Here is a 24140-nt window from a genome sequence, read left to right on the forward strand (position 1 = left end):
CACGGCAGCGTCTCAGACCTTACGCGCCCGTACCAAGCTCGTCAAAGCGCACGGCGACCATCGAGACATCGTCGTTCAGATTGCGCCCCGTGAAGTCGTCCAGACGCGCCAGACAGCGGTCGAGAAGCCCGTCGAAGTCCCCAGCCGTCTCGGCAGACACCATGTCACGCAGGCCGTCGTCACCAAAGAACGCACCGGAGGGCGAGCGCGCCTCTGTGGTGCCGTCGGTGTAGAGGAAGAGGATGTCACCCTCGCAAAGCGTTGCCACGCCATCGCGGTACTCCATGTCGTGGAAGGCGCCCACGACGCCGGACTGCACGTCGAGAAGGTCTATCTGGCGCGTTGCCGCCCGCACGAGCACCGCGGGCGGGTGCCCCGCCGAGCAGTACGTGAGCGTTGCCGCCGCAAGGTCCACGATGCCCACGAAGAGCGTCGCGAAGGTCTCGATGCGAGAGAAGCCGAGAAGGAACTCGTTGAGCGAGCGCACCATGCGCGCGGGCGCGAGGCCCTCCCATGAGTACGCCCCCAGCGCCGTCTTGACGGCCGCCGAGACCGAGGCCGCCTCCACGCCCTTGCCCGAGACGTCGCCCATGATCACGCAGGCGCGTCGCCCCGGCAGGCGGATGAGGTCGTAGAAGTCGCCGCCCACGAAGGCGGACTCGGTTGCCGAGGAGTAGATTCCCTGGGCCGTGAGGCCATCCACGTGCTGCAGGACGTTGCGCATGCCCGTCTGTAGTGCCTGGGAGATGCGCTTGTCCTTCTCGCGCCTCTCCTCGCCCAGGAAGATGTCGCGCACGTCGCCGGCAAGCGTGCCGAGAAACGAGAGCTCCCCCGCGTCCAGGGGCTCGGCGCCGTCCGGGCGCAGCACAAGGCAGCAGCGCCTCTCGCCAGCAAGCTTGCCTGCGTCCACGAGGGCGCCCACGCAAGGCTCCCCCAGGTCGCGCAGGACGTTAAAGACTGCCGTGCCCGCAAGCACGGGCACCACGGCCAAGTCGTCCTCTACGTGGCCCTCCTCGATGGCGTCAAGGTCTATGGGCACGGCGCGCATGCCCGCAACGGGAAGCTCGGCAACCAGCACGCTCTGGTGGACGTTCTGCTCAAGCCGCACGTAGACGGCGTCGAGCTCCTCGGCCGCCTGCACGAAAGCCTGCTCGGCGCGCACGACAAGGTCCTCGTCGCCCTCGGAGGCATCCAGGAGCTCCTCTCGCAGCTCGGAGCCGCGCTGGTTGAGCCGCTCCGCTCTCTGCTGGCGCATGGTCGAAAAAGCCCCCATAAGCTGCACCGAGAGGTAGTGCGCAACCGAGTCGAGCAGGCGCGCATCGTCTGTGTCTAGAGGGCGTGGGCGAGACCAGCCCACCTCGATGATGGCAATAACGTGGCCACCAAACCACACCGGCACGGCGAAGAAGCTCGCGAAGGGCGGCAGCAGGCTCTTGCGAATGCGCAGGATCTCACGGGTCTCCTCGTCCACGACCTCGCTCACACGGATCTTGCCCTGACGCAATGTCTGTGGCTCCGGGGGCTTCACGCGCAGGCGCAGCGCGTGGCCAGCGCGCGTGGCGAGGGTCTCGACCGACTTGCCGTACGACATGAAGTGCGGCACGCGCGCACCCTCGAGCGACTTTGAAATGCCGCGCAGGTGAAAGCCGTCGGACTCGGCCAGGTAGACAATCGTGGCGTCGGCGTCCATGGTCTGCGTGATCTCCTCGAGCACGCGCGAGAAGAGCGTTGCCACGTCGCGCGAGTCCAGTGTGTCGAGAACGATGCGCAGGGCGCCTGCCAGGCGCTTGTTTGCTCGGCGCAGGTCCTCGAGGTCCCTCTCGCCCTGGTGCTCCTCAAGGCTTTGGCTCTCGGCCGGAAGCGCGACCGCCACGTACGTCTCGCCTGCCGCCTGCACCCGGTCGCAGCGGACCCTCAGGCGCATGGGTTCGCCCACGTGAGAGGCCATGGTCACCACCGCCGGCGTCCCATCGACGGGAAACGGCAGCGCGTCTATCGAGAAGGGCGCCTCGGGGTCAAAGCTGCCCGCCGGCGGGAAGAGCGTGCGCACGTCGGCGCCGACAATGCCCTCGGTCTCTCCGTGCGGCAGCAGGGACATTGCCTGGTCGTTGGCGAGAAGGACCCTCCCCGCCCCGTCGAAGGCCACCACAGCCTCCGAGGCGAGTTGCAGGAGCCGCGCGAAGGTGGCAGCGAGGCTGCCCTCGCCGATGCCCTCCACGCGCTTGGTGCTGAGTGCGTTCTTTGCCACGTGCCGCCCCTTCCTCGAAACCACAATCCCGGGCGGCAGGCCTGCTCACACGATCTGGCGCGGGGTGCAGAGCTCCTCCGCCGAGACCATCATAAGGCCGCTCTCGCGCAGCTTGATGGCAAGCGGCTCTCCCGTGACCTTCACAATGTCGACGGTTCGACCGCCCATGGGACAGGTGTAAGCGTACTCCACGTTGAGGTCGGCCGAGGCCAGATGGTCGAGGAGGACCCCAAGGCCACCAGGGACGTCTGAGACCTCGATGCCAACGACCTGCGTGAGCGTGGCATCGTAACCAAGGCCGAGCAACAGCGAGAGGGCGTCCTGCGGGCGGTCGCACACGATGCGTATGATGCCAAAGTCCGTGGTGTCCGCCACCATAAGCGCGTGAATTTGGATGTTGTTCGCACCCATGGCCCGGCTCATCTGGGCGAGTTTTCCCGGTTCGTTGGGCAGGCAGACGGTCAGCTGGTCGATCATCGCGCTCTCCATGGCGCTCCCCTTCCCGATAGTGCCGCGACGCCTGCGACGGCATCACGGCCGACAAGGAACTATGGGGGACATGGTCGCGCTTTCAGTTTTCATCTTGGTTGCGAGCGGGCTACGAATGGCGCATGAGACAAAGGGACTGTCCCTTTGTCTCATGCGGAGCGAAGGTTATCGCAGCCCCAAGGGACGTCGTGACATAAAAAAGCGGGTCCCCGTTTCCGGGGACCCGCGAACGCTCGTGGTGTCGGAGGCGGGACTTGAACCCGCACGACCTTTTAGTCAGTCACTAGCACCTCAAGCTAGCGCGTCTGCCAATTCCGCCACTCCGACGTGCGCCTTGAACGCGAGGAGTATCTTAACACACGCTCGCACAGTGGCAAGCGCAAATCGCAAGTTTTTCTCGCCAGACCAAAAATGCGCCGAAAAGGACAGGACTTACTCCTGTCGTCAGACGGTCCGACCCTCTCGCCAATGGCGCGCGATTTCACCGGTTAGGAAAAATCCGAACGTTTAAGGCGGTCTAACCGTTCGAAATGCGCGGCACCCCCGTGATGCCGCGCGTTCTCGCCATTTAATCACCCCTAACCGTTCGGAAAATTCCTAAATGCCGAGAAGGTGCGGCATTGCCGACAAGGTGCGGCATTGGCGACAAGGTGCGGCATTCCCGAGAAGATCCTCCCTCCCTGCCCGAGGAGCTCTCGGCATCCGCAGCTTGGGGCGCTGCCGCTGCAAGTCCCGAAAGAAGAGCCCCTCCGGAGACGAAATGTCTCCGGAGGGGCCTGCGTGATGCAAAACGTCTCAGGAATAGCACTTCCGGCGACAGCGAAACTACTTAGCCCAGAACTACTTGGCCCAGCCGATGTTCTCGTTGGACACGGTGAGATACAGCGCGGGGCCGTAGTTGGCGAGACCCTGCTTGGTCACGACAACGTCGGGGCCGGCGTACAGAGGCACGAAGCCGTAGGAGGCAAGGGCCTTCTTCTCGGCGGCGTTCAGGGCCTTCATCTGGTCGTCGTGGTTCTCGATCGAGATGATCTTGGCCAGCTCGGCGTCGAGGTCGGCGCTGCCCAGGTGCGTGAAGTTCGACGGAGAGTCGGAGCCGTAGATCTGCGGCCCGTTCCAGACTGACGTGGGCGTGGAGACCCAGCCGAAGAGGCAGATGTCCCAGGAGCCGCTGGTAAGCGTGGTGGAGAACTCCGAGGAGGGCTTGGCGTCCTGGTCGATCTTGATGCCGGCGTCCTTGGCCATCTTGATGATGGCGGCAGCGCGGTTCTTCACCGTGTTGGAGTCGCCGAACGTGGTGAAGGAGAAAGCGACCTCGGTGCCGTCCTTGGCGTAGTAGCCGTCGTCGTCGAGAGCGTAGCCAGCGTCCTCGAGGGTCTTCTTTGCCGCAGCGGTACGCTCGTCGGCAGTGGTGAGGCTGGTGACGTCGTCCGGCATGTTGTTCTCGTAGCCGTCAGCCCAGACGGGGGTGAGCAGCGAGCCCGGGACGTCCTCCTCCCAGTTCACGCCCTGGAACATAACGGAGCGCAGCGTGGGGATGTCGAGGCACTGCACGAAGGCCTTACGCACCGCAATGTCGGCGAGCACGCCACGCGTGGAGTTGATCTCGATGTTGGCAATGGAGAGGCTGTTGGCGCGACGGATCTCGGCGTTGTCCATGCTGGAGAAGTTGGAGAGCATCTCCTGGGAACCGCTCTGGGCCGTGCCAGTCGCGTCAATCTCGCCGTTCTTGAAGGCGTTGAAGAGCGCCTGGGAGTCCATCTGCTTGTAGGTGACAGACTCGAGCTTGGGAGCGTCGCCCCACCAGTTGGGGTTGGGGACGAAGGTGACCTGCGTGGTGTCGAAGAAGTCCACGGTATAGGGACCATAGCCCCACTCAGCGGCGTGGGGGTTGTTGTTCCAGCCGTTGTTGAAGACCTCAGGGTCGGCGGCATCGGGGTGAATGACCAGGTTGAAGAGGGCCTCGGCAGGATAGACCGGGTTGGAGGTGGTGATAACAACCTGCTTGTCCGACTCGCCCTTCTCGACGGACTCGATGCGGTCGTAGCCGTCGGTGGCGGCGGGGGTGTAGTCGGGGTTGGTGCCGTTCATGACGGTCCACACGGCCTGGAAGGCGCGGTAGTCGATGGGGGTACCGTCGTTGAACTTGGCGTCGGGGTTGAGGTCGAGGGTCAGGGTCTGCTTGCCGCCCTCATCGGTGGTCTCGGCCTTGGTCACGAAGTTCGGGTTAGGCTCGAACTTGGAGGCGGTGGCGTCAGAGGTGAAGAGGTTGGTGGGCATGTACCAGTCCCACATGTTGTGCATCTCTTGCGTGTTGCCCTCGATGGAGAGGTAATTCCAGTTGGGGCCAATCTCGCCGGCGGGAAGGGTGAGGGTGCCGCCGTCCTGGATCTGGTCACGGTCGAGCGGGTTGTTGTAGACCTTGCCCTTCTCGGGAAGCGGCAGCTGGTCAAGCGGCGTGGTTGCGGGCGAGCCGTTCTGGGGCTCGGTGCCGGTGACGTCAGTGCTGTTGGCGGTGCCGGTGGCGTTGGCGTTGTCACTGGACGTAGAGTCGGACCCGCATGCCGCGAGGCCCAGGCCGGCCAGCGCGACGGCGCTGCCGCTCATGCCCAGGAAGGCACGACGCGAAAGGTTGGAAACAGACATGTTCTCTCCCGTTCTCTCGGATGATACCGGTTCGTAATGAACCAGTAAGAATGGTATCAGACGAACACAAGTTAATAAAATCGCAATGACATTGAAAAGTGTTTAGAAATGTCCCAGCAATCTGCCGCACACAAATGTTCACCGTATGCACAAAGAGGGGCCCGGGGAATCCCGGGCCCATAGGGTTTTGCTAACAGAGAATCGCAGCCATTCTCGCCCGCTACTTGAGCGACTTGGGAAGCAGACTCGATGCCGGGATGAGCTTGCCGTCGCGGTAGACAAGACGCTCGCGCGTGCGCTCGACCTTGGGATCAGGGATGGGGATGGCAGAGAGAAGCGCCTTAGTGTAGGGGTCCTGCGGGTTGGTGAAGACCTCCTCGGTGTCTCCGTACTCCACAATCTTGCCCAGGTGCATGACGGCCACGGTGTCGGAGATGTGGCGGATAACGGCAAGGTCGTGCGCAACAAAGAGGTAGGAAATCTTGAGCTGCACCTGCAGGTCTTCGAGCAGGTTGATGATGCCCGCCTGGATCGACACGTCAAGCGACGCGATGGGCTCGTCGAGAAGGAGCAGCTTGGGGCTTGTGGCGAGTGCGCGTGCGATGGCGATGCGCTGGCGCTGGCCGCCGGAGAATTGCGACGGGAAGCGGTCAACGTAGTCCGGGTTGATGCCCACGAGGTACATGAGCTCGCCAATGCGCTTGTTTATCTTGGTCTTGTCCCAGCCCTGGGCCTCGAGGGGCTCTGCCAGCACGTCGTAGATGGGCATGCGGGGGTCGAGCGAGCTCATGGGGTCCTGGAAGATGATCTGGAGGTTGCGGCGCAGCTCGCGGCGATCGCGGGCGTTCTTCAGCTCGGACGTCTTCTTACCCAGGACGGTTATCGTGCCCTCCTCAGGCACCACGAGGTCCATGATCTGCATGAGCGTGGTGGACTTGCCCGAGCCGGACTCGCCGACAAGCGCCAGCGTCTCGCCCTCGTGGATGGTGAACGAGGCGTGGTCGACCGCCGTCATGGTTCCCTTGTTCCTGCGGATGAGGCCCTTGCCCTGGATGGGGAAGGTCTTCACCAGGTCCTTAACCTCAAGCACCACGGGACGCTGGTCGCGCGGGACATCGGCCCACTTGGGCAGCAGCGGCTCGAGCGCGGGATAGACGTCGGCGTAGGTGAGGTGCTTGTCGCGAATCTCGTCCATGTGGTGGCAGGAGACCAGATGGCCCTCCCCCTCCTCGAGGGGCAGGAGCTCGGGCTCGGTCACGCGGCACTCGTCGGTTGCCATAGGGCAGCGCGGCGAGAAGGGGCAGCCTGCAGGGATGGCCGCAAGCGAGGGCGGGTTGCCCTTGATGGGCACCAGACGGTGCTCGGCGGGCATGTGCGGCTTGGGCACGGCGCCGAGAAGGCCCATGGTGTAGGGCTGAGAGGGGCGCTCGAACAGCGTGTCGATGCTCGCGCGCTCAACCGCGCGGCCAGCGTACATGACCATCACGTCATCCGCCGTACCAGCAACAACGCCCAGGTCGTGCGTGATGAGCACGACAGCAGCACCGGTCTCCTTCTGCGCAACCTTCAAGATGTCCAGGATCTGCGCCTGGATGGTCACGTCGAGGGCGGTGGTAGGCTCGTCGGCAATGATGATGTCTGGGTTGTTCGCGATGGCGATGGCAATGACCACGCGCTGCCGCATGCCGCCGGAGAACTCGTGCGGATAGGCGTCCAGGCGGTTCTCCGGATCGGTGATGCCCACCAGGGTGAGCAGCTCGATGCAGCGCTTGCGCACCTCGTCCTTGGTCATGTCGGGGTTGTGGATGAGCAGCGCCTCGGCAAGCTGGTCGCCAATGGAGAACATGGGCGTCAGGGCCGAGAGCGGGTCCTGGAAGATCATCGAGATGCGAGCGCCGCGGATCTTGGACATCTCCTCGTCGCTCTTGCCGATGAGCTCCTCGCCGTTGAGCTTGACCGAGCCCGAGACGTGCGCGTTGTCATCGAGAAGCCCAATGAGCGAGAGCGCCGTGACGGACTTTCCCGAGCCGGACTCGCCTACGATGCCCAGGGTGCGGCCACCCCAGAGGTCAAAGTTCACGTCGCGCACGGCGTGGACCACGCCGGCCTCGGTATTGAAGGAGACACGCAGGTTGCGAACGCTCATGACGGGGTCGCCGGTAGGCGCGCCCTTGGGACCGTTGCCCTCGAGCAGCTCGTAGCGGAGCGTGTCGTCCATGGTTGTGGTGCTGGTGGTGTCAGACATGCGTACGTCTCCGTCTACTCGTGGTGTGACCCGGCAGCGTTGCCGGCGGCAGCAGCGGCGGCCTTCTTGGCCTCGTCCTTCTTGGACTCCTCGTCGGCCACCTCACCCGCAGCGCGGGAGTAGGGGTCGAAGGCGTCCCTCAGGCCGTCGCCAATGAGCTGCATGCTCACGCACAGGATGATGAGGACAACCGAGGGGATGAGGACGATCCACGGGGCGGAGAGCATGGCAGAGGACCCCTGGGAGAGGATGTAGCCCAGCGAGGTGTCGGGTGCCTTGATGCCCAGGCCCAGGAAGCTGTAGGCCGTCTCGGAGTTGATGCCGCTGATGACGCACAGGACCGTGTCGATGACCAGGATCGAGCCCAGGTTGGGAATCAGGTGGCGCAGGATGATCTTGATCGAGGGCACGCCCATGTACTTGGCGGCGCGCACGTAGTCGCGCTCGCGCAGCGAGAGGGCCATGGTGCGAAGCGTTCGGGCGTAGCCGATCCAGCCAAAGGCGGTGAGGCCCAGGATGAGCATGATCCAGCCCTGCGTGCCGGAGGCGGCACGCACGATCATGGCCACAAGCAGGAAGCTCGGGATAACGAGCAGCATGTCGAGAAGCCACATGCCGATCTTCTCGCCCCAGCCACGGGCGTAGGCGATGGCCGTGCCCACGATGGCCGAGATGGCGGTGGTGAGAATGGCGTAGGTGAGGCCAATCACCAGGGAGCGGCCAAGGCCGTGCACGACACAGGCAAAGAGGTCAAAGCCGCCGCCGTCGGTGCCAAACCAGTGGCGCGCGTTGGGCGCCACGTTAATGGCCGTGAAGTCTGGGTCGGTGTAGTCGTACTTGCAGATAAAGGGCCCAAAGATGGCGAGAAGCACCAGGATGGCCAAGATGGTGAGGCCCACCACGGCGCTCTTCTGCCTAAAGAACCTGCGTGCGATGAGGCCTGCGTAGCTAATGCGCTTGACTTCGCCGGGACCGGCAGCGTCGGCCTGGAGCTCGAGCTGGGCGTTGGTGAGCTGCTCGTCCTTGTTGTTCTGCTCTTCCATTGCCATCTCCTAGCTCATCTTGATTCGGGGGTCGAGCGCCGCGGCAAAGAGGTCCGCGAGTAGGGCACCCAGGAGCGTGCAGGCGCCCGAGAAGGCGGCAACGGCAACGGCTCCGTTGATGTTGTTGTTATTGATGCAGTTGATGAAGTACTCGCCCATGCCGTGGATGGCGAAGATCTTCTCCGTCATGACGGCGCCGGTGAAGATGCTCGCGATGGAGAAGGCAACGTTCACCGAGGTGGGGATGAGGCTGGCGCGCAGGGCGTGCTTGCGGATGGCCTGCTTCTTGGTGAGGCCCTTGGCACGCGCCGTGCGCACGTAGTCCGCGTGCATCTCGTCCAAGAGGTAGGTACGCTGGTTCAGGTGGTAGCCCACAGAGCTGATGATGGTAAGCACGATCGTGGGCAGCAGGATGTGCTGCAGGAAGTCGATGAGGCCAATGAAGAAGTTTGGGCCGTCATAGCTTGAAAGGCCCGTGACGTAGAAGATGCGCTGTCCCGTCTGTTGGTTTATCTCGATGGCAAAGAACACGATGAGGATGGCAAGAACGACCGTGGGGATGACGAGAAAGACCGAGGCCAGCCCACTCCAGAACCTGTCCTGCCATTGGTACTGCCGTTGCGCCGTGTAGACGCCCAGGCTCACGCCAATCACGATGGAGAGGATGGTCGAGAGGAGCATCAACTTGACCGAGGCGCCAATGCGGCTGGAGATCTCGTTGTTCACGGAGTCGCCCGCAGGCGAGAGGCCCCAGTTCCACTCGGTCACGATGTTGGTAAGCCAACGCTGGTAGCGCTCGGTAACCGGGGTCTTGTCGTTGAGGTTGGCCTTGTCCAGGGAGGCCTCGATGGACTCCTGGGAGGGCCGCGGCGTGCGCGACTCGTAGTTCGAGCGCGGGCTCATGAAAGCGCACGCGAGAAAGTAGGTAAGCGAGGTCGCAACGAAGATCATCACTATGTAGTTGACGATCCTCTTGGCCAGGTACCCTAGAAATCGTGCCATCGAAACTCCTTTGTGCCGTTCGCGCAACCAAAGAGGATGCTCGGCTAACCTGCACCTGCGCACCTCTTGGGGGTTCCGCTCGCCCGAGCCATACGGAGCAAGAGTCCCCCTGGCACAACGAAAGGGGACGAAATTCACCATACGGCCACCCACATGTCGCGTGCCACGCAACGCCATGTGGGTCTGGCGTGGCACGACACAACATGGGGTAGTCTAGCACCATGGCTTGGTTACACAATAGAAAACAGTATGCAAACTAAACGACCAAAACGCCCCGTGCCAGTGACCTTAGGTCACCACACGGGGCGAAAAGCGTTGAAGTTTGATACTAAATTATAGCTCGATGGATGAATCTTTGATGGGGAACGGCTGGCCGTAGTGGCAGGCGCAGAAGTGTCCTCCACCAAGATCGCGCAGTTCGGGGTGCTCCTTGGAGCACTTCTCGGTGGCAAGCGGGCAGCGCGTGTGGAAGCGGCAGCCAGAGGGCGGGTCTATGGGCGAAGGCGGGTCGCCGGCAAGGATGATGCGCTTGCGCGAGTGCTGGATGTCTGGATCGGGCACAGGCACAGCCGAGAGAAGCGACTGCGAGTACGGGTGGCAGGGCTTCTCGTACAGCTCTTTCCAGTCCGCGTACTCCATGAGGTTGCCCAGATACATCACGGCAACGTGGTCGGAGACATGCTGGACCACCGAGAGGTCGTGCGCAATGAAGAGATACGCCGTTCCAAACTCCTGCTGAAGGTCGGCCAGGAGGTTCAAAACCTGCGCCTGAATGGAGACGTCGAGCGCCGAGACCGGCTCGTCGCAAATGATGAGCTTTGGCTTTAGGGCAAATGCGCGCGCGATGCCCACGCGCTGGCGCTGACCGCCAGAGAACTCGTGGGGATAGCGGTTGATATGCTCGGGGTTCAACCCCACCATGTCGAGAAGGGACGCCACGTACTTTATGCGCTCGACTTTGTCGGGCATCAAGTTGTGGATGACGAGAGGCTCGGAGACAATCTCGCCGATGGTCATGCGCGGATTGAGGCTCGCGTAGGGATCCTGGAAGATGTACTGCATGTCGCGTCGCATGGCCTTGAGCTCTTTGCGGCTCATCTTCGTGACGTCCTTGCCATCGAAGGTGATCTTGCCGGAGGTTGGCTCGATGAGGCGCATGATGCAGCGGCCCGTGGTGGACTTGCCGCAGCCTGACTCGCCTACCAGGCCAAGGGTCTGGCCGGGATAGATCTCAAAGCTCACGTCACTCACGGCAGAGACCTTGCGCTTCTCGCGCGAGAAGACGCTGGAGTCTACCGGGAATTCCTTGGTGAGGTGCTCGACCTTGAGAAGGGGCTCTGTCATTACGCCTCGCCTCCCTTCTCGGCATGCGCGGGCGCCGCAGCCTTGCTCCTGCTGGTCTTGGGCGCGTTCTTGGCAACAAAGTCCTTGTCAAGCGAGTAGTGGCAGCAAGAGTAATGGTTGGGGCCAACCATGATGCGGCCCGGGCGCTCGGCGCGGCACTTGTCCGTAGCGTACGGACAGCGCGGGGAGAACGCGCAGCCAGAGGGCAGCGTCACGAGCGAGGGCGGGTTGCCCTTGATGGGCGTGAGCGGGTGCTTTTCGGTCATGACCGGGTCTGGGATCGAGCGGATGAGGCCCCAGGTGTAGGGGTGCGTGGAGTTGTAGAAGATCTCCTCGGCCGTGCCAAACTCCACGGGGTGCCCCGCGTACATGACCATGATCTTGTCGGCCACGTCGGCAACAACGCCCAGGTCGTGCGTGATCATCACGATGGCGTTGCCGTTCTTCTTCTGCATCTCGCGCATGAGCTCGATGATCTGCGCCTGAATGGTCACGTCGAGGGCCGTGGTGGGCTCGTCGGCAATGAGTATGTCCGGGTCGCAGGCAAGTGCCATGGCAATCATGACGCGCTGGCGCATGCCACCCGAGAACTGGTGCGGGTAGTCCTTTACGCGTTGCTCGGGGTTGGGGATGCCCACCATGTCGAGAAGCTCGACCGAACGCTTGAGGGCCTCCTCCTTGGAGTAGCCGCGATGCAGGCGCAAGCCCTCGCCCAGCTGGCGTCCAATGGTGTAGACGGGGTTCAGCGAGGTCATGGGGTCCTGGAAGATCATCGCGATGTCGTTGCCGCGTATGTCCTGCATCTGCTCCTCGCTCATCTTGAGCAGGGACTGACCGCGGTAGCGCACGTCGCCGCCCTCGATGCGTCCCGGGGGCATATCGATGAGGCCCATGATGGTGAGGTGCGTGACCGATTTGCCGGAGCCGGACTCCCCCACCACACCGAGCGTCTCGCCACGGTCGAGGGTGTAAGACACGCCGTCCACGGCCTTGACCACGCCGTCCTGCGTGTGGAAGTACATCTTGAGGTCATCGACCTCGAGGAGGTGCGCACCCTCGGGAACGGGCTGGTCCTTGAGGTGCATCTGCACTCTGGTCTTCTTCTTGAACATGGCTTATGCATCCTTCATCTTGACGTCGAGGGCATCGCGCAGACCGTCGCCCAGGAGGGTGAAGGCAAGCACTGTGGTAAGAATCGCGAGGCCGGGCATGATCATGAGCCAGGGCTGGGTGGCCAGATAGGTTGCTCCGTCCTGAATCATGATGCCCCAGGACGGGTTGGGTGCCTGGACGCCCATGCCCAGGAAGGACAGGGCCGCCTCGGTGAGGATGGCGGAGCCGATGTTCATCGTGGCATAGACCACGATGACCGCCACAGAGTTGGGGAAGATGTGGCGAGCAATGATGCGCGCGTCTGAGGCGCCCATCGCGCGCGCCGCGTCAACGTAGTCGTTCTCCTTGACGGTAAGGATGGCAGAGCGGAACACGCGGGCAATCGACGGCCAGCCCAGGATGCCGATGGCGATAAAAACGTTCTGGATGCCCGGCCCTATCACCGCAAGCATGGCTATGACGAAGAGCGTGTAGGGGAAGGCTAAGAAGATATCAGCCAGCCTCATGATGATCGTGTCCCAAATGCCTCCGTAGTAGGCGGCAAGTGCACCCATGATGAGGCCAAGCACGGTGGAGATGGCCGTCGCAAGAACGCCAACGGCGAGCGAGATCCGCGAACCGTAGATGACGCGGCAGAGGACGTCACGACCAAGCGTGTCGGTGCCAAAGGGATGCTCGGCCGATGGCGCAAGCCTAGAGTTCTGCGCCATAGTTGCCGAGTCGGTCTCGGTTGGGCTGCCAAGCGTGCCCGGAACCCAAAGGTCTGCCGTCAGGGCAACAACGATGACGAAGCCAATCCAGATCATGCCGATCATAGCAAGCTTGTTGCGCTTCAGCCTCTTCCAAGCATCGCCCCACATAGTGCGAGACGACGTCTGGGCATTGACGGCTGCGGCGGCAGCCTTTGCCGAGAAGATGCCCAGGGTGTTCTCGTCATTGGCTTTCTCTTGCGTCTGTGCGGTGTTATCAGCCATGCCTGCCTACCTCTCGTTCTTGGGTGCGCCAAAGCGGATGCGCGGGTCAAGGAAGGCGTAGCTCACGTCGACAATCAGGTTGATGACCATGACCACAACAACGATGACCGTCACCGAGCCAAGCACCAGCGGCCAGTCTCGCTGGGTGATGGCGCGATAGGTCTCGTAGCCAACGCCCGGCCAGTTGAAGACCGTCTCGGTGAGGATGGCACCGGCAAGAAGGCCGCCAAAGTCCATGCCAATGTAGGTGACCACGGGAATGAGCGCATTCTTGAGTGCGTGATGAATGACGATGTCCTTGCGCGAGAGGCCCTTTGCCTTGGCCGTGCGGATGTAGTCCTGGTTCATGACCTCAAGCAGCTGAGAGCGCATGATGCGGGCCGTGTATGCCATCGAGATTGCGGCCAGGGTGAACGCGGGGAGTATGTAGTACACCCAGTCCTGGAACTCGGCATACGGGCCACCGGCGCCAGATATTGGCAGGTAGAAGGCGCCGCCAGTGGCATCCTTGAGGAACACGCCAAAGAACAGCTGTAAGAGCATACCTAACCAGAATGCGGGCATGGAGACGAACAGGGCCGAGAGGAACGTGACAAATATGTCCCAGAATGAGTAGCGTTTGAGTGCGCTCACTATGCCGGCACCTATGCCAAGTACGGCTTCGAGGATGATGGCCACAATGGCAAGCCTCACGGTGTAGGGGTACTTGTCTGCCAGAATGCTCGAGACCGACTGGCCAGACTTCTGGTAGCTCACGCCAAGGTCGCCGTGGAGAAGGCCCCCAACGTAGAGGAAGTACCTCTCCCACATGGGGGTCTCGATGGTGTTGCCATTCTCGTCGTACTTAATGGTTCCGTCATCGTTCGTCTCGATGAGGTGGAACGAGGCGCGCAGGTTGTTCTCGGTGACGGGGTCGAGCTTCTTGTCGCCGGCAATCAACCTGATTGGGTCTCCCGGGACGATGTTCTCGAGGGAGAACAGAATCAGTGTGACTCCCAAGAACACCGGGATGAACTGCAAAACGCGCTTGATGATGTATTTTCCCATGGTCACTCCCCTGCCACCACATGGGACGAGCGAATAGATGCCGATATTAAGACAGGGCGGGGCACCGGAAACCCGATGCCCCGCACGAGCTCGTGGGGACTAGGCCTGGACGCTAGCCTCGCCTAGGTGGGCAATGCCTGCCGGGTCGTAGTACAGGCTCTGAATCCTCTCGGAGCCAATGTGGTCGTGCGCGTAGAACATGATGGGGATGACCGGCATGTCCTCGCCCAGGAGCTTGCAGGCCTTGCGATACTCGGACTTGCGCTCCTCCTCGTCGGTGACCTTGCGGGCGTCCTCGACCAGCTTGTCGAACTCAGGGTTGGAGTACTTGCCGTAGTTGTTCGACGAGGTGCTGTAGAAGTTGGGGTACAGGAAGTTGTCCATGTTGGGGTAGTCGGCGATCCAGCCCATGCGGCCGAGCTGGAAGCCACCGTCATCGAGCGCGGTGAGGTAGGCAGCCCATTCCAGGGAGTTCTGCTGAACGGTCACGCCGATGGCCTCGAAGTCGCCCTGGATGATGGACATGATGTCCTCGTGGCCGCCACCGGAGTTGTAGGAGAGCTTAACCGTGAGGTTGCGCTTGCCGTCCGCGTCTGCCGTGTAGCCGGCGCTATCAAGAATCTCCTTGGCCTTCTCGGGGTCGTAGTCGCAGTACTCCCACGTGGAATCAGAGGAGTCATCAATAAGCGGCGGGAAGCAGCTTGTGGCAGGCTTGCGGGAGCCCTCGAAGAGCGTGTCGCAGATGTTCTGGCGGTTGATGGCAAGACTGAGCGCCTGGCGGACCTCCTTCTTGCCAAGGTTCTCGTCGCCCATCTCGCAGATGAGCCAGTAGGTTGCGGCCTCAGCACCAGTAAGGACCTGCTTCTTGGGGGTCACGGTATAGCCGTCGTCAGAGGTGCCATACTGCTGCTCAACCTCGGCAAGACGGCCGGAGGGCACGGAGCAGAAGTCAATGTTGCCGGCCTGGAACTCCTTGAAGGCGGTGTCCGGGTCCTTCTGGATGGAGAAGTTCACGGCATCGAGCTTGGCGGGGGTGCCATAGTAGCCGTCGAACTTCTTGACGTTGATGTACTGGCCGGAGACCCAGCTGCCGTCCATCTGGAAGGGGCCGTTGCCGATGGGGGCAACGAGGAAACTGTCGGGATCGTCACGCGCCGCCTTGGGAACAGGCACGAGTGCCTGGTGGGCGCAGACGAGCGGCCACTCGGACATGGGCGTGGTCAGGTCAAAAACGAGCGTGTAGTCATCCGGGCAGGTGACACCAGAAAGCTCGTCTGCCTCGCCCGCCTGCATCTCCTTGGCGCCCTTGACGGGGTCGAGGTGGTAGGCAACGTCCGAGGGGGTCTTCATCGTTGGGTCGCAGATGCGCTCAAAGGCGCGCTTGAAGTCCTCTGCCTTCACGGTGTCACCGTTGTGGAACTTGCAGTCCTTGCGGATGTGGAAGGTCCACTGGGTCGCGTCGTCGTTGGACTCCCAGGACTCGGCCGCCGCCGGCTCAAGCTCCTTGGTGTCGTAGTTGTACTTGGTGAGGGAATCGAACAGGCACTTCGCGACCTGGGTGCCCTCGGACTCCTGCGTGTTGTAGGGGTCGATGGCAACGGGGTCGTTGATGTAGTACTTCAACACGCCGCCCGTGCTGGCTCCCGCATCAGAAGAAGAGCCACCCGAAGTCGCACTTCCAGAGCTGTTCTTGCCGCATCCCGCGAGACCGGCCAGTGCGGCGGCTGCAACGCCACCCTTGATGAAGCCTCGACGAGAGACTCCGCCAAATCTGTCTTCCATATGCTCCTCCTCTTCCACACCAATTTGACTGTCAAAGCATCAAGTCCCACCTTGATGTTGTGAAACAGGGTAGCGGGCTATTGTTTCTAATTAATGTTCGTTATGGCCGAACGGACCATATGTAACGTTGGGAACGCATCTGGCAATGATTCTGTAAGAGCACCGTAACGTACCGTTAATATCTTCAGGGCAGCCACAAGATTCTTCTCTTCCCCTAGAAGGTGCGAACGTCTTCGGGGGTCATTCGTTCGGCCACGGCAACCGCAACCTCCGCCGTCATCTTTACGTCATAGAGCGTGCACAGCGCGGTTCCCGAGTGGACGTAGCGACTGGGAACGCCAGCGACCACGCAGGGAATGTCAAGCATGTGGGTGGGGCCGCCGTCGGTGCCGCCGCCCTCCCGCACGCTCGTTTGGCAGACAAGTCCCGCCTCCGCCGCACATTTGAGGACAAAGCGCTGGTAGCGAGGGTTCGTAATCATGCAGCAGTCAAAGTAGCGAAACATGGGGCCATGGCGAAAGGCAGTCTGGACGTCATCGGGGATGGTAAACGTGTCATCTGCCGGGCAGCCCTCAAACATGAAGGCGACCATGGGATCGAAGTGCAGCGCCGCTGCCAGCACGCCGCGCTCCCCCACCTCCTCCATCGAGCTCACCGAGGCAACAACGTCAAAGGGTAGATCCGTGCGGCTAGAAAGCTCGCGCAGAGCGAGGAGCTCTGCGGTGACTCCTGCGCGGCAGTCGAATGCCTTCCCCAACGCAACGCCAGTCTTCTCGTTGTACACGAACTTGGTGGCCGGGACAAAAGGCTCGCCCATACCCATATGGAAGACGTTTACCGCCTCCTCCTTGGAGGTGGCGCCAACGTCCAGGATGAGCTGCAGCTCTCCGGAGGCGCGCTCGACAGCGCTCATGAAGTGGGGCGGCTTCACGCCAATCACGCCATGGACCCACTCGCCAAGCGTGTTTCTCACCAGCACATCCTGGCCGGTGAGCACGTTGGGAGAGAAGCGTCCAAGCTCAACGAAGGTCATCGTGCCGTTGGAGCGGATGGACTTGACCATGCCTCCAACCTCGTCGCCGTGGGCATCGAACATGAGCACGGGCTTCTCGCCTGTGAAGTTCTTGGGGGTGATAAGGGCGTCGTGGACGCTGTTGGTCTCTACCTTTCCCCACCCCTGGCAGAAGTCGCGCACGACGTCTATGGTCTCGTCCTCAAAGCCCGAGGGGGACTTTGCGTTAGAAAGCCTGCCGAGAAGTTCCACAACCTCGCCGTCATTGAAATCCATTGCCACTTGCCTCTCTCCTAGGAGTTGAATCGAAAACGAGCTAGCGTTACTTGTCGCTGTTGCCGCCATACGCCTTGATGGTGCGGACGGGCATGGGTGCTGGAAGCGGGGCACGCCTGAGGGCACCGATGAAGTCGATGAGGTAGCTGGCCACACCGTCCATCATCTGGCCTCCCCACTCCGGGTTGGCGTTCGCTGGGTCATCGGGGCCAATCCAACCGTTACCGGCATAGCGGCAGGCGTCACGCGGAATGGCAACATGGGCTCCCTTGAACTCCACGTTGTCCCATCCCGAGGTGGGAAGCTCGTCCGAGATGTCGTTTGCAAGCGCCATGGGGCCAAGCTCGGAGGCATCAACGAGCGAGGGGTCAACCGCCATCACGGCAGCCGTCTCCTCTGCCCCGCCATGGCCACCGCCCCACGCAGGGTTGAGCTCGCCTGCCATGAGCCACCAATCCGCCCTGGCTGCAAGGCACCCTCGCCTATTGAGCTCCTCGCACACGCTTGAGATGGGCTTGATGTTGGGGCCGTGGCCGTTGATGAAGAGGAACCTTCTTGCTCCATAGTCGTAGAGCTGCATGCTGAGCGTCCGGACAAGCGAACGGAGAAGGTCATAGCCTATCGAGAGCGTTCCCGGAAACCCCAGGAGGTCATCCGCGTTGCCAAAGGGAATCGTGGGCGCAATGAGCACGTCCTCGCCAAGGGCAGCATCAATCTTTTCCAGCAGAAGATTGGGTGCAAGGGTGTCTGTTCCCAGCGGGTTGTGCCTTCCGTGCTCCTCCGTACTTCCAATGGCCATGACGACGAGGTCGTTTCCCCGCGCAAAGTAGTCTTCCACAGCAGGCCAGGTACTCAGCTCGATACGCATTTCTCCTCCTTGTTGCCCCCCGTCCTCGGCAGGGCGGGAGCGTCTGGTATAGATGCAGCCGTGCGGCGCGTTTGCGCTACTGGTCGAGGTGCTCCGTTGCCCGAGAGAAGTCGATTGGCTTGGGCAGCGTCTCCGCCTCGAGGGCATGCGTGAACTCCTGTAGCCACGCCGCAGTGCCCTCGAGCATCGCCTTCCCAAGCTCGGCGCTTGCGCCGCGCGGATGGTCCTCGTGGCCTTCGGCAACCCAGCCGGAGCTTGCAAACCGGGCGAGCCTTCGCGGGAACTCCACCTCGGCACCGCCAAAGCTCACGCTGTTCCATCCCGTGGATGGCATGTCATCCCCAATGTCGGGGAGCAGGTTCTCGTCTGTCACCTGCGACATGTCAACGGAGGCCGGGTCTATGGCGAGATTGGCGCTGGTCTCCATGGCACCACCGTGCCCGCCTCCCCACGCGGGATTAAGCTGCGGGGCCAACCTCCACCAGTTGACAACAGCCGCAAGGCAACCGGAATCGTTTAGGTCCATCGACGCCATAGAGAGAGATTTGACGTTACCGCCGTGGCCATTGAGGAAGACAAAGCGGCGCGCACCGTAGGCACGTAGCTGCCTCGTGATGCTCGACAGGACGTCGTAGAGCCCTTGGACACCAAGGCTCACCGTGCCAGGGTACCCAACGAGGTCGTCCGTTGCGCCATAGGGAAGTGTTGGTGCCACAAGATACGTCCCGTCGCGCTGTTCCAGCAGCTCAAGGATCTTGTCTGGCGCCATAGTATCGGTGCCCAGCGGATTGTGCCTGCCGTGGCACTCCGTCGAGCCAACTCCAATAATCACCAGGTCGTGCTCCTTGAAGTAGTCACGAACCTGCGTCCAGGTGCTTCTCTCCATGTACATGTGGCATCCTCCTTGCGACAAGCCTTTATGTCACCAGCATAGGCTTGCAAGCGTTTAAGGATGCCAACTCGATGGTTCAATGTCCCACCTGTTAACCAAACCCTTGCATGCAGACAAAAAAGGACGGGGGGCACACGCCACTCCGTCCCGCATGAAAGCGCTTTTTCGAGAAGGCCTAGCCGGCCAAGCCGATGGTTCCCGTGGGGAAGGTCACCGCCATCACGATGACGCACGCCACAAAGATGACGGAGGTGATGACCGTGAGCCTGTCGAGGTTCTTCTCCCAGATGCCCGAACCGGCGGAGGCGTTGTAGAGCGAGGAGGCAATCATGTCAGAGACGCCCGTGCCCTTGCCCGAGTGCATAAGGACAAGAGCCACGGTGAGCAGGCCGGAGATGAACAGCAGGACAAGGAGAATGACGTTGAGGACGTTCACGGATTCTGGCTCCTTCGAGAGCGGATGGGCTGTACGCAATGCTATTTAGCATAGCATATGGTGATACGAGCGTTTTATCGTTTTTCTCATTTCACAACTCAGATGACATCCGGCGAGCGGCGCGATGAACGGCGCGAGTTCCATGGGTGATACAGTCTTCTCCGGAGCTTACCCGAGGACTCTGGAAGGGAGCAGGAATGGAGAGACCAAATGCCTGGAAGGGCTACGGCGAGAAGGACCTGGCGCAGCTCACTGAATTCTGCGAGGGGTACCGAAAGTTCATCTCTGAGAATAAGACGGAGCGAGAGTGCTGCTCAACCGCCATCGAGCTTGCGGAGGCACATGGGTATCGCCCGCTTGAGGAGGCTGTCAAGGCAGGCGAGAAGCTATCGGCCGGCGACAAGGTCTACGCGTCGGTTCGCGGCAAGAGCCTCATGCTCATCGAACTGGGCACGGAGCCTCTCGAGCAGGGCGTCAACATCCTTGGTGCTCACATCGACTCGCCCCGCCTTGACGTCAAGCAGAACCCGCTCGAGGAGAGAAACGACATCGCCACGCTTGACACGCACTACTACGGCGGCGTGAAGACCTACCAGTGGGCAACCCTGCCTCTGGCAATCCATGGCGTTGTTGCCAAGAAGGATGGGAGTGTCATCAAGGTCGTGATTGGCGAGGACCCCTCGGACCCCGTCTTCTGCGTCTCCGACCTTCTCCCCCACCTTGCCCGTGAGCAGATGCAGAAGAAGGCGTCCGAGCTCATTGAGGGCGAGCTTCTCGACGTGATTGTGGGCAACCGCCCCAGGGCAGCTAGCGACGGCGCCGAGAAGGACCAAGACAAAGAAGCGGTTAAGGCAACCGTCCTTGATATTCTCGCCGAGAAGTACGATATCACCGAGGAGGACCTGCTCTCCGCCGAGCTTGAGATTGTGCCCGCAGGCCAGGCGCGCGACATGGGCCTGGACCGTTCGATGATCCTGGGCTATGGCCAGGATGACCGCTCCTGCGCCTATCCCTCGCTTCTTGCCCAGCTTGCGTGCGAGGCGCCCAAGCGCACCGCCGTCACCATCCTTGTTGACAAGGAGGAGATTGGCAGCCGCGGTGCTACCTCGATGAGCAGCCGCTTCTTTGAGGATGTCATGGCCGAGCTTATCGAGGCAGCCGGACAGGGTACTCCCCTGGCGCTGCGCCGTTGCCTCGAGCGCTCTCGCATGCTCTCGAGTGACGTCTCCGCAGCCTTCGACCCCAACTACTCCTCGGTCTTCGAGGCAAAGAACTCGTGCTTCCTTGGGCGCGGCCTCACCTTCAACAAGTACACGGGAGGCAGCGGCAAGTCTGGCTCCAACGATGCCGACGCCGAGTACGTTGCCCTCATCCGTCGCGTGATGGATGACGCAGACGTCCGCTTCCAGACCGCCGAGCTCGGCCGCGTTGACGCCGGTGGCGGTGGCACCATCGCCTACATCCTGGCCACCTATGGCATGAACGTGATTGACTCCGGCATTGGCGTGCTCTCGATGCACTCCCCCTGGGAGGTCACGAGCAAGGCGGACATCTGGGAGGCCTATAAGGGCTATTGCGCCTTCCTTGCGCTGGAATAGCGCACAGAACGGATGGGGCTTCTCGTCATTGGAGACAGTGCCTCTTGATGGGTGCGGGCAGTCATGCTCGCACCCATTCTTGTGAGGTTCGCGAGCGAGGTGCGACCATGCGACTTTCGAGTTGCAGTCGGCGAGCGGTGGGCAAATCAGGCTAGGAGTATCAATACTGCAAAAATTTGCTTCAGGCGTGTTTCAGTCCTCCGCCACTTTCCTCCAACAGGACGAACATCTTTCTCGAAAAGCGGACGCTGCGGTCATGCCGTGTCCGCATGGGGACAGACGGCGGGAGGAAAAGATGGGTCATTCGATGGATCGTCGCACCTTCATCAAGGGCGGAGCTGCCACGATGGCAGCCGCAGGACTTGGTGCCTGCGGACAGCGCTCGTCCAGCAGCGGAGAGTCATCCAGTGGGGAGGCGGCGTCGGGAGGAACCATCAACTATGCAATCACGAACCCCACGTCAATCGACCCCTTTGATATCGAGGAGTTCAACGGCGCGGCTGTTGCTTCTCAGCTCTTTGACCAGCTCACGGTCTACGACTACGACACAGAGGAGCTGAAGCCCAGCGTTGCCGAGTCCTGGGAGTCATCTGACGACGCCGCGACGTGGACCTTCCACATCAAGCAGGGCCTCAAGTTCCACGATGGCACCGACGTCACGGCCAAGTCGTTCCAGTACGCTTGGAACCGCATCTGCAACCCCAAGACCACCACGGCGCCGTCTGTGGTCTCGTACCACCTTGCCATGGTTAAGGGCTATGACGACGTGGTCAACGGAAACGTCGAAGAGCTTGAGGGGCTTTCCTGCCCCGACGACTACACCCTCAAGGTGGAGCTCACCGGCCCTTACGCAGACTTCCCCTTTGTGGTGTGCTGCACGCCCCTCTCGCCCATCCCGGACTGCGCGAAGGACAACTACGACACCTACTCCAAGGCACCGGTTGGCAACGGCCCCTTCCAGATGGATGGTACCTGGAACGATGGCCAGTACATCAACATGAAGCGCTACGAGGACTATGCCGGTGACAACCCCGCCAAGGTCGACGCCGTACACTTCAACATCTACAAGGACACCGACACGGCATTCCGAGAGTTTGAGGCCGGCAACCTCGACCTTTGCGACATTCCCGCGGGGCGCGTCAAGGAGACGGTCGAGAAGTACGGGCAGTCGGACGACGGCTACACCGGCACCCCCAACAAGCAGACGATGGTTGGCGAGGTTCTGTATACGGAGTACCTTGCGTACAACGTGAACGACCCCATCCTCTCCGACAAGAGGGTACGCCAGGCAATGTCTCTTGCCATCAACCGCCAGAACCTCTGCGACACCCTCTACGAAGGATTTGCGCAGCCCGCAGGCGACATTGTCCCGCCGGGAATCAAGGGCAACGACGAGACCACGTGGCAGTACTGCGCCTATGACGTTGACAAGGCTGGTCAGCTCCTCGACGAGGCAGGCTATCCTGCCGGCTCAGACGGTATGCGCGGCATCGACCTCACCATCATGGTTTCCTCGTCCAACAAGACAAACGAGTTCGAGGTCCTGCAGGGCGACTGGAAGGCCGTGGGCATCAACGTGACCATCGACCAGAAGGAATACGCGTCGATGCTCGACGACTACGTTGCCGGCACCTTCCAGCTTGGATCTCGTGGCTGGACCGCAGACTATCCCATCATGGACAACTTCCTGCAGCCACTCATGTACACCGGCGTGGGCGACAACGTCTCCCACTACTCCAGCGCCGAGTTCGACGCCAAGCTGGACGAGGCGAGAAAGACCGTGGACGAGGACAAGCGCGTCGAGCTCATGCACGAGGCGGACGCCATTGCTGCCGAGGACATGCCCATCATCCCCATGCTCCACAAGACCCTGAACAAGGTGACCTCGAACAAGTTCACCGGCATCAAGGTCGATGCCGCACGCCTGCCCGAGCTAAGGGACGCAACGCCCGCGCAGTAGTTGCATTTGTCATCATGTAGTAGTCCTGGGCCCACCGGTTGATGCCGATGGGCCCAGATCATTTTCTACGAGAAGACCGCAGACACATGCGCTGCCATATCTCACGTTCCGGCGCCAAAACGGCGCCGGAAGAACTCTTTTGTACGCGATAGTTGCGGCAACGACCCTTCCGGCGCTAAAAGGGCGCCGGAGGGCGTATCTCGTACGGGATTCCGCACGAAACAACCGCTCGGGAGTCATTTTCTCTCCGGAAGGCGCATTTCTGCAGAGAAGGTCTCCGTGCAATCGTGGAGAGAAGCCTCGACGTTCTCGCCTAGCGCTCTATCTGGCCCGGCAGCGGAGACTGAGCGAAGGCGTCGAGAAACTTTACGGCCCAATCCGCAAAGGAGGTGAGCATCTGCTCTCCCCACTCTGCAGACGCCTGCTTGGGATCGTCTTTCCCTATCCATCCGTTCGAGGCATACCTGCGAGCGCGACGGATTAGCGAAGGGTGAACCCCTTCAAACTCGACGACATCAAATCCCTTTGTCTTGATATCGCTACCGCCGTCATCTACAAGGTCCATGGGGCCCAATGCGGAAGTGTCCACGGAGCTTGGGTCTATCCAGAGGTTGGCTGAGGTCTCCTGAGCACCGCCGTGGCCTCCACCCCACGAAGGGTTAAGCTCGCCCGCCAGCTTCCACCAGTTGAGAAGCGCCACCTGGCAGCCACGGTCGTTGAGGTCATAGCCGGTCATGGTGAGGGCTCGGGTGTTTCCCCCATGACCGTTGACAAAGCAGAAGTGCCGAGCGCCGTAGTGGTAGAGCTGCCCGCAGATTCGTGCGGTCACCTGATGGAGGAGGTCATCCCCAAGCGAGAGCGTTCCGGGGTAGTCAATGAAGTGATCAGCAGACCCAAGGCGAAGCGTCGGCCCGTAGAGAAACTTGGGCCTGCGCTCATCCATGAGGTCCAATATCCTCTGGGGGGCCATCCAGTCGGTTCCAAGTGGGTTGTGTCGTCCGTGGTTCTCCGTACTGCCAAACCCAAGGACTACCAGATCATTGCTTGCAAAGTACATCTCGACTGCAGGCCATGTCGACTTCTCGAGAAGCAACTTCAGCCACCTTTCGGGACAAGAACCACCCTATCTAGAAAAGGCCCCGGCGCGACAGGCGCACCGGGGCTG

General features: G+C 61.6%; 18 protein-coding genes and 1 tRNA gene. 2 read left to right on the top strand and 17 right to left on the bottom strand.

The genetic code is table 11. The features are described from left to right. Positions 1–19: 19 nt before the first annotated feature. The 16 genes from AUL39_RS06680 to secG all read right to left on the bottom strand — a co-directional run bounded on the left by AUL39_RS06680 (position 20) and on the right by secG (position 19417). Complete coding sequence (locus tag AUL39_RS06680; RefSeq protein ID WP_059054792.1) at positions 20–2248, bottom strand: GAF domain-containing SpoIIE family protein phosphatase; 2229 nt, start codon at positions 2246–2248, stop codon at positions 20–22. Positions 2249–2293: 45 nt separating this feature from the next. Then, positions 2294–2737 (bottom strand): hypothetical protein, encoded by a 444-nt coding sequence (locus AUL39_RS06685; protein ID WP_059054793.1) that lies wholly within the window; start codon positions 2735–2737, stop codon positions 2294–2296. A gap of 236 nt (positions 2738–2973) precedes the next feature. Next, positions 2974–3064, bottom strand: a tRNA-Leu gene (locus AUL39_RS06690). 513 nt (positions 3065–3577) lie between these two features. Continuing rightward, on the bottom strand, positions 3578–5383 hold the full coding sequence (locus tag AUL39_RS06695) for an ABC transporter family substrate-binding protein (RefSeq protein WP_059054794.1): 1806 nt from the start codon (positions 5381–5383) through the stop codon (positions 3578–3580). 220 nt (positions 5384–5603) lie between these two features. After that, positions 5604–7628: a dipeptide ABC transporter ATP-binding protein gene (locus AUL39_RS06700; RefSeq protein ID WP_059054795.1), complete on the bottom strand. Its 2025-nt coding sequence runs from the start codon at positions 7626–7628 to the stop codon at positions 5604–5606. 14 nt (positions 7629–7642) lie between these two features. Then, positions 7643–8671, bottom strand: a complete 1029-nt coding sequence (locus AUL39_RS06705; RefSeq protein ID WP_059054796.1) for an ABC transporter permease — start codon at positions 8669–8671, stop codon at positions 7643–7645. A gap of 9 nt (positions 8672–8680) precedes the next feature. Next, entirely contained in the window at positions 8681–9673 is a 993-nt protein-coding gene (locus AUL39_RS06710; RefSeq protein WP_059054797.1) for an ABC transporter permease, read from the bottom strand. Positions 9674–10006: 333 nt separating this feature from the next. Further along, on the bottom strand, positions 10007–11017 hold the full coding sequence (locus AUL39_RS06715; protein WP_059054798.1) for an ABC transporter ATP-binding protein: 1011 nt from the start codon (positions 11015–11017) through the stop codon (positions 10007–10009). Further along, on the bottom strand, positions 11017–12129 hold the full coding sequence (locus AUL39_RS06720) for an ABC transporter ATP-binding protein (RefSeq protein ID WP_059054799.1): 1113 nt from the start codon (positions 12127–12129) through the stop codon (positions 11017–11019). Before AUL39_RS06720 ends, AUL39_RS06715 begins: the two co-directional genes overlap by 1 nt. A 3-nt stretch (positions 12130–12132) precedes the next feature. Next, on the bottom strand, positions 12133–13104 hold the full coding sequence (locus AUL39_RS06725) for an ABC transporter permease (RefSeq protein ID WP_082667292.1): 972 nt from the start codon (positions 13102–13104) through the stop codon (positions 12133–12135). A gap of 6 nt (positions 13105–13110) precedes the next feature. Then, complete coding sequence (locus tag AUL39_RS06730; protein ID WP_059054800.1) at positions 13111–14151, bottom strand: ABC transporter permease; 1041 nt, start codon at positions 14149–14151, stop codon at positions 13111–13113. Between the two features lie 99 nt (positions 14152–14250). After that, complete coding sequence (locus AUL39_RS06735) at positions 14251–15933, bottom strand: peptide ABC transporter substrate-binding protein (RefSeq protein ID WP_059054801.1); 1683 nt, start codon at positions 15931–15933, stop codon at positions 14251–14253. A 214-nt stretch (positions 15934–16147) separates the two neighbouring features. Then, positions 16148–17221, bottom strand: a complete 1074-nt coding sequence (locus tag AUL39_RS06740; RefSeq protein ID WP_070807583.1) for a M42 family metallopeptidase — start codon at positions 17219–17221, stop codon at positions 16148–16150. Between the two features lie 46 nt (positions 17222–17267). Continuing rightward, on the bottom strand, positions 17268–18089 hold the full coding sequence (locus AUL39_RS06745) for a creatininase family protein (RefSeq protein ID WP_059054803.1): 822 nt from the start codon (positions 18087–18089) through the stop codon (positions 17268–17270). A 76-nt stretch (positions 18090–18165) separates the two neighbouring features. Beyond that, the gene (locus AUL39_RS06750; RefSeq protein WP_059054804.1) at positions 18166–18981 is read right to left on the bottom strand and encodes a creatininase family protein; all 816 of its coding nucleotides are present in this window, start codon (positions 18979–18981) and stop codon (positions 18166–18168) included. Positions 18982–19156: 175 nt separating this feature from the next. Beyond that, positions 19157–19417, bottom strand: a complete 261-nt coding sequence (gene secG, locus AUL39_RS06755) for a preprotein translocase subunit SecG (protein WP_059054805.1) — start codon at positions 19415–19417, stop codon at positions 19157–19159. A gap of 197 nt (positions 19418–19614) precedes the next feature. On the opposite strand from secG, the gene AUL39_RS06760 reads away from it, so the two are divergent. Beyond that, positions 19615–21015: an aminopeptidase gene (locus AUL39_RS06760; RefSeq protein WP_032111528.1), complete on the top strand. Its 1401-nt coding sequence runs from the start codon at positions 19615–19617 to the stop codon at positions 21013–21015. A 295-nt stretch (positions 21016–21310) separates the two neighbouring features. Beyond that, positions 21311–22975: an ABC transporter substrate-binding protein gene (locus tag AUL39_RS06765; protein ID WP_070807570.1), complete on the top strand. Its 1665-nt coding sequence runs from the start codon at positions 21311–21313 to the stop codon at positions 22973–22975. Between the two features lie 313 nt (positions 22976–23288). Here the strand turns inward: AUL39_RS06765 and AUL39_RS06770 are convergent, their stop codons facing one another. Next, positions 23289–24068: a creatininase family protein gene (locus tag AUL39_RS06770; protein ID WP_059054807.1), complete on the bottom strand. Its 780-nt coding sequence runs from the start codon at positions 24066–24068 to the stop codon at positions 23289–23291. Positions 24069–24140: the final 72 nt, after the last annotated feature.

Source organism: Tractidigestivibacter scatoligenes (genome assembly GCF_001494635.1).
Lineage (GTDB): Bacteria > Actinomycetota > Coriobacteriia > Coriobacteriales > Atopobiaceae > Tractidigestivibacter > Tractidigestivibacter scatoligenes.

Excerpts from the sequence above, each read along its gene's own strand:
- AUL39_RS06685 (WP_059054793.1), bottom strand. The coding sequence starts at position 2,737 with ATGGAGAGCGCGATGATCGACCAGCTGACCGTCTGCCTGCCCAACGAA.
- AUL39_RS06695 (WP_059054794.1), bottom strand. The coding sequence starts at position 5,383 with ATGTCTGTTTCCAACCTTTCGCGTCGTGCCTTCCTGGGCATGAGCGGC.
- AUL39_RS06700 (WP_059054795.1), bottom strand. The coding sequence starts at position 7,628 with ATGTCTGACACCACCAGCACCACAACCATGGACGACACGCTCCGCTAC.
- AUL39_RS06705 (WP_059054796.1), bottom strand. The coding sequence starts at position 8,671 with ATGGAAGAGCAGAACAACAAGGACGAGCAGCTCACCAACGCCCAGCTC.
- AUL39_RS06710 (WP_059054797.1), bottom strand. The coding sequence starts at position 9,673 with ATGGCACGATTTCTAGGGTACCTGGCCAAGAGGATCGTCAACTACATA.
- AUL39_RS06715 (WP_059054798.1), bottom strand. The coding sequence starts at position 11,017 with ATGACAGAGCCCCTTCTCAAGGTCGAGCACCTCACCAAGGAATTCCCG.
- AUL39_RS06720 (WP_059054799.1), bottom strand. The coding sequence starts at position 12,129 with ATGTTCAAGAAGAAGACCAGAGTGCAGATGCACCTCAAGGACCAGCCC.
- AUL39_RS06725 (WP_082667292.1), bottom strand. The coding sequence starts at position 13,104 with ATGGCTGATAACACCGCACAGACGCAAGAGAAAGCCAATGACGAGAAC.
- AUL39_RS06730 (WP_059054800.1), bottom strand. The coding sequence starts at position 14,151 with ATGGGAAAATACATCATCAAGCGCGTTTTGCAGTTCATCCCGGTGTTC.
- AUL39_RS06735 (WP_059054801.1), bottom strand. The coding sequence starts at position 15,933 with ATGGAAGACAGATTTGGCGGAGTCTCTCGTCGAGGCTTCATCAAGGGT.
- AUL39_RS06740 (WP_070807583.1), bottom strand. The coding sequence starts at position 17,221 with ATGGATTTCAATGACGGCGAGGTTGTGGAACTTCTCGGCAGGCTTTCT.
- AUL39_RS06745 (WP_059054803.1), bottom strand. The coding sequence starts at position 18,089 with ATGCGTATCGAGCTGAGTACCTGGCCTGCTGTGGAAGACTACTTTGCG.
- AUL39_RS06750 (WP_059054804.1), bottom strand. The coding sequence starts at position 18,981 with ATGTACATGGAGAGAAGCACCTGGACGCAGGTTCGTGACTACTTCAAG.
- AUL39_RS06760 (WP_032111528.1), top strand. The coding sequence starts at position 19,615 with ATGGAGAGACCAAATGCCTGGAAGGGCTACGGCGAGAAGGACCTGGCG.
- AUL39_RS06765 (WP_070807570.1), top strand. The coding sequence starts at position 21,311 with ATGGGTCATTCGATGGATCGTCGCACCTTCATCAAGGGCGGAGCTGCC.